The 6,293-nt window shown below is 64.9% G+C and carries 2 protein-coding genes; both read left to right on the top strand.

From position 1 onward, the window contains the following. The first annotated feature begins 97 nt into the window (after positions 1 to 97). Positions 98 to 3,856, top strand: coding sequence for a beta strand repeat-containing protein (locus AC1D00_RS21735; protein ID WP_477012076.1), 3,759 nt, complete (start codon positions 98 to 100; stop codon positions 3,854 to 3,856). A 123-nt stretch (positions 3,857 to 3,979) separates the two neighbouring features. After that, the gene (locus AC1D00_RS21730; RefSeq protein WP_477012075.1) at positions 3,980 to 6,211 is read left to right on the top strand and encodes a CHASE2 domain-containing protein; all 2,232 of its coding nucleotides are present in this window, start codon (positions 3,980 to 3,982) and stop codon (positions 6,209 to 6,211) included. Positions 6,212 to 6,293 lie beyond the last annotated feature (82 nt).

Raw genomic sequence — 6,293 nt, 5'->3', positions numbered from 1 at the left:
CCTCAGCGGCACCGGCTCGTTGATCATCGACAACGGCGCGACGCTCGAGCTCGCGGGGGCGACGGCGCAAACCATCACGTTCGCTGGCGGCATCGATATGCTCCTGCTCGACAAGGTCGTCGGTCAGAGCTTTACCGGCACCATCGCCGGCCAGTCGACGAAGGCTGGCACATTCACGGTCACAGGCGCAGCTGACATCACGACGTCGAGCGGCGATGCGCTCGACTTCACCGCGTCGGGCGGCACGCTCGCCGCGTCCGCCGACATCATTCTCACGCCCACCGGTGCATTGACCGGTGCCGCCAAGGGCATTGTCGTCACCCAGAATGGCGCAGGCGATATCTCGCTGACGGCGACCGGCAACATTACCGGCCTTGCCGGCAACGGCATCACGCTGCGCGACGGCCCGACCGGCGACGGCGACATCACGGTGAACAACCTCACCGGCAAGGCGACCGGGACCGGTGCGGGGTCGGTCGGTGTGCTCGTCGAGAATTTGAACGCCGCGAATAACGGCGTCATTTCGATCACCCAGCTCGGCGGCGCCGTGGGCGGCGCGTACGGCATCGATGCGCGCACCGAGGGCGGCGGCGACATCATCATTCACGCCGGCGGCACCATCACTGGCAGCTCGATCTACGGCATCCGCTCGCGCAGCTACGGCTCGGGCAGCACGACCGTCACGACGGAGGCCSGCAGCGTCGTCACGTCGGGAAGCTCCGGCATCGTCGCGGTCAACCGGGCGATTTCCCTCGGCGCAGCATCCGGCAGCACCATCACCGTCAACACCTACGGCACGATCAGCTCCGGCAGCAGCCCGAACCAGAGCGGCAATACCCCTGCCGGCATCCAGGCCGGCTACAACGGTGCCACGACCGGCAGCAGTGCCAATACCGGCGTCAACGGCACGGTTGTCGTCAACAATCACGCCAACATCACGGCTGCGGCGGGCTATGGCATTCACGCCTACAACTACGGAAATGGTGACATCACCGTGATCGATGCGGCCGGCACCACGATCGTTGGCGCCGAGGAGGGCATCAGGGCGCAGGCGCTCAGCGGCGGCACCGGTGACGTCAGCGTGACGCTCGGTACCGGTGCGTCGGTGACGGGCACGGCGAGCTACGGCATTTTGGCCTACAGCATCGACCAGGGCGACATCAGCGTCACCATGGCGGCCGGCGACATCATCACGTCAGGTAGCTCCGGCATCGTGGCCGTCAACTATGCGACGGCGATTGCGGATGGTCTCGACAGCACGATCTCCGTGGTGGCGCACGGCACCATTCACTCGGGCTCGGCGCTCAACAACGACGGCACCACGCCGGGCGCGATCATCGCCGGCTACAAGCCGGGCGGCAACGGCGTCTTCTCGAGCGCCGTCACGGGCGACGTCACCGTCGCGAGCGATGCGACCATCACCGCGGATGCCGGCTACGGCATCGAGGCGTTCACCTGGGGCGTCGGCAAGGTCACGGTCACGACTGGCGCGGGCTCATCGATCACCGCGGCGGGCACCGCGATCGGCACCTTCGATCACGGCGGCGGTGACGTCACAGTCACCAACAATGGCTCCGCCACCGGCGCCGTCGGCCTGTCCGCTTTTGCCGCGGGCGCAGGCGCCATCACCATTGTCAACAACGGCCATATCACCGGCACCAGCAGCGTCGGCATCAGTGTCAATCAGAACGGCGTCGCGCCGGACGATCCGGCTGCGACCGGCTCGACGCACATCACCAACACCGGCTCGGTCGTGGGCGCGACCGGCTTTGCGGCGATCTACGTCCAGGAAAACACGACCGGCTCAGCGACGATCGACAATTCCGGCACCATCGGGCCTGCCATCGCCTCCAGCGTGACCTCGTCGACCTATGCCATCTTCGAGACCGGCGGCGCCATCACCATCAACAATACCGGCCACATCAACGGCAACATCTCGGTGGTGAGCGCGACTTTCAACAACAATGCGGGCGGCATCTGGACTGTCGCGGGCAGCAGCGTCTTCGGCAACGTGTCCTCGATCGTCAACGCCGGCGAAATCGATCTGCTCAATGGCGCCTCGATTTCGGTGAACGGAACGGGCATCAGCAATTCCGGCGACATCGACAGCTGGGACGCGGCGTCGATCACGGGCACCATCGTCAACGGCCACCTCATCGAGGTCCACACCGGAACGCTGACGCTGTTCGGCTCGCTGTCCGGCGCCGGCTCGGTCACGATCGACGCCAATGCGACGCTCGAGATCAAGAACGTGGTATCGCAGACCGTCACCTTCGCGGGGGCCGGTGCCGAGCTCGAGATCGACACGGCGACCTTCGGCGGTTCGATCGCCGGCTTCGCCGCCAACGAGAAGATCGACCTGTCGACCATCACCTGGGACGGCGGGACCACGGCGACCTATGACGCGGTCACCGGCAATCTCGTCGTGAGCGACACCCACGGCCACAGCATCTCGCTCAAGCTGATCGGCAACTACAGCGACGCGCATTTCATCACCAGCAGCGACGGCGCCGGCGGCACCATCGTCGAGATCGCCCCGGTCGATGAATGGACCAATCCTGCCGGCGGCGACTGGAACACGGCGTCGAACTGGAGCCTAGGCGTGCCGGCGGCCAGCTCCGACGTGAAGCTGCTCGCCGGAGCCGAACCCTGCACCGTCGACAGCGCGGGCAACGTCACGATCCACGACCTCACCGTCGCCTCCGACGTGACGCTGCTGACCGAGCCCGGCACCGTGTTCACGGTGACGGGCAACGTGGTCGACAATGGCCTGATCGAGGCCGGCCCGTTCTCCGGAAACGACGTTTCGAACATCGACATCAAGGGCAACGTCAGCGGCACCGGAGCGATCGAGATTTCCAACAAGGCCGTCGTGGAGATCGAGGGCTCCGTGTCGGGGATCGTCGTCTACTACGACAACGGCCTCGGTACCCTGGTCCTGGACCATGCCAAGGCTTTCCACGGACTCATCTCGGGCTCTCCGGCCGGGGCTCCGCTGTCGTCCGGCAACGAGATCGACATGAAGGACCTCGCCTGGACGTCCTCGATGTCGGCGCAGGCCCAGTACAATTCGGACACCAACGTCACGACCGTCGATTTCTACAACGGCGCGGCCACCGTCACCCTGTCGTTCCTCGGCAGGGACCTGAATTGGCACCTTCAGAGCGACGGTCATGGCGGCACCACCGTTTATGATCCGCTCGCCGACGCGCCCATGACGATCGAGACCGGCGCGGTGCTGAACCTCAGCGAGGCTTCCGCACAGAGCGTGACCTTCGCCAACGGGACCGGAACCACCGGCACCTTCGCGATCGAACACGCCGCCGATTTCACCGGCGTCATCAACGGCTTTGCGGGTGACGGCACCACCGCCAATTCGGATCTCATCGACCTCAAGGACATCGGCTTCTCGAGCCTGACCGGGGTGACCTACACCGAAAACGTCGACCATCTGGGCGGAACGCTGACGCTGTCCGACGGGACCGACACCGCAACCATCAAGTTTGCCGGGAGCTACAGCATCGACAGCTTCCATTTCGCCAGCGACGGCCACGGCGGCACGCTGATCGTCGATCCGCCCACGGGACCCACCCTCGTCGGGACCAACGGGCAGGACCAGTTCGCCTTCACGAATTCGACGCTGCCAGTTCAGAGCACCATCATCGATTTCGAGCTGGGCCAGGACAAGATCGACCTGCAGAAGTTTGCCAACATCCAGTCCTTCGGCGACCTCGGCATCACGCAACAGGGCGCCGACACGCTGGTCACGCTCGACGATCACCAGTCGATCCGCCTGAAGAATCTCGTGGCAGGCAGCCTGCACGCCAGCGATTTCATCGTCGCGAACCATGCCTGACGGTCGTTCCCCCGGTTCGGCCACGGCCCTCGTCCGCGGCCGATTCCGGTATCAAAGACGTAGCTGATTGCGTATTGTCGCCCGAATATCGGACGAAGGTGAGCTGCGGGAAATTCAGGCGATATGAAGCGTCTCAAAATCCTCCGGCGGTGGTTTGCGCGGAAGTTCGGCTTTGCGCGGCTGATGTGCCTGGCGCTGCTGGTCGTCTTCGCCGGTGCTCGGCTCTGGGACCCGCCGCCGATCCAGGAATTGCGGCTGCGCACCTTCGACATGTTCCAGCTGATCGATCCGCGCCACAAGACGGCGCGGCCGGTCACCATCGTCGACATCGACGACAAGAGCCTCGCCAAGCTCGGCCAGTGGCCGTGGCCGCGCACGCGGATCGCCGATTTGATCCAGAACCTCACCAGCAACGGCGCGGTCGCGATCGGTTTTGACGTGGTGTTCTCGGAGGCCGACCGGCTCAACCCGGATCTGGTCGCGAGCCAGATGCGCTATCTGGACGAAGCCACCCGTGCCAAGCTGCGCGAGCTGCCGAGCAACGACCAGATCCTCTCGGAAGCGATCAAGCGCTCGCGCGTGGTGCTGGGCGAGACCGGGCAGTCGGAGATCACCTCGGAGATCGACAAGACGCTTCCCTTCACAGGGGTGGCGACGGTCGGCGAGGAGAATGCCGAGAAGTTTCTGTTCGAATTCCCCGGCCTGTTGCGCAATGTGCCCGTGATCGAGAAGGTTGCCGCCGGTCGCGGCCTGTTCACGATCAGGACCGAGCGCGACGGCCTGATCCGCCGCGTGCCGATGGTGATGCGCGCCCAGGGCAACATCATGCCCTCGCTCAGCCTGGAGATCCTGCGGGTCATCACCAGCACGCCGACGCTGCTGGTCCGGACCGACAAGTCCGGCGTGCGGTCCATCCGCCTCAAGGGCGTGGAGATCCCGACCGACAGGAACGGCCAGCTCTGGGTGCACTACGCCCGCTATGATCCCTCGATCTACGTCTCCGCTGCCGACGTGCTCGACAACACGGTGCCGCCGAGCAGGATCGCCGGCAAGCTGGTGCTGGTCRGCACCTCCGCGGTCGGGCTGAACGACATCAAGACCACCCCGGTATCCCGGGCGATGCCGGGTGTCGAGATCCACGCTCAGGTGCTGGAGAGCGTGCTCAGCGGCGCGGTGATCTCCCAGCCGAACTACGCGCTCGGCGTCGAGCTGCTCGCCGCGCTCGTCATCGGCCTGCTCGTCATCACCTTCACGCCGAATCTCGGCCCCGTGCGCCTGGTGCTCGCGGGCGCGATGTTCGCTGCCATCCTCGTCGGTGTGTCCTGGTTCTTCTACGCGCAGTACCGCTACCTCATCGACTTCACCTATCCGCTGCTGTCGACCACCGCGATCTATCTGACGCTGATCTTCGCCAGCTTCGTGCACGAGCAGCGCCAGCGCGTGCAGATCCGCGGCATGTTCGCGCAGTACATGTCGCCGGTTCTGGTCGAGCAGCTGGCGCAGTCGCCGGAAAAGCTCGTGCTCGGCGGCGAGGAGCGCGAGATGACGATCATGTTCTCCGACGTGCGCGGCTTCACCACGATTTCGGAGAGCTACAAGCAAGATCCGCAAGGCCTGATCACGCTGATGAACCGCTTCCTGACGCCGCTGACCGACGTGATCATCGATCAGAAGGGCTACATCGACAAGTACATGGGCGACGCCATCATGGCGTTCTGGAACGCGCCGCTCGACGATGCCGAGCACGAGGTCAACGCCTGCGAAGCGGCGATCCAGATGCTCGAGCGGATCGACGCGGTCAACAAGGACCGCGAGCAGGAGGCCGCTGACGGCGGCCACGTCTATATCCCGCTCAATGTCGGCATCGGCATCAACACCGGCATCGGCGTGGTCGGCAACATGGGCTCCGATCTGAAGAAGAACTATTCGGTGCTCGGCGACAGCGTGAACTTGGCCTCGCGGCTCGAGGGACAGTCGAAGGAGTACGGCTTTCCCATCATCGTCGGCTCCAGGACCGCGCTCGCCGCCAAGGACAAGTTCGCGATCCTCGAGCTCGACTTCATCATGGTCAAGGGCAAGACCGAGCCGGAGGTGATCTACGCCATCGCCGGCCGCGAGGACGTTATGCATTCGGGCCCCTTCCAGCGCCTGCGCAACGTCACGATCGAGATGCTCGGCTGCTACCGCAACCGCGACTGGCAGGGCGCGCTGGACGCCATAGAGCGCGGCCGTCGCAGCGAGGACGCCGACACGCTGGAAAAATTGTTCAAGCTCTACGAAGCCCGGATCAAGGATTTCCAGATCAATCCGCCGGCGGAAGGCTGGAACGGGGCATATGCGCTGCTGACGAAGTAGCGGGGGCAGGCGTGTGGTTTGAAAGCAGCCACACACTCGCTGTCGTCAGGCTTTCGCCAGGACGACGGCGGAGGGTTTTGCT

Source organism: Bradyrhizobium sp. P2_E8, from assembly GCF_056403875.1.
This window is presented reverse-complemented; position numbering and strand designations above follow the sequence as displayed.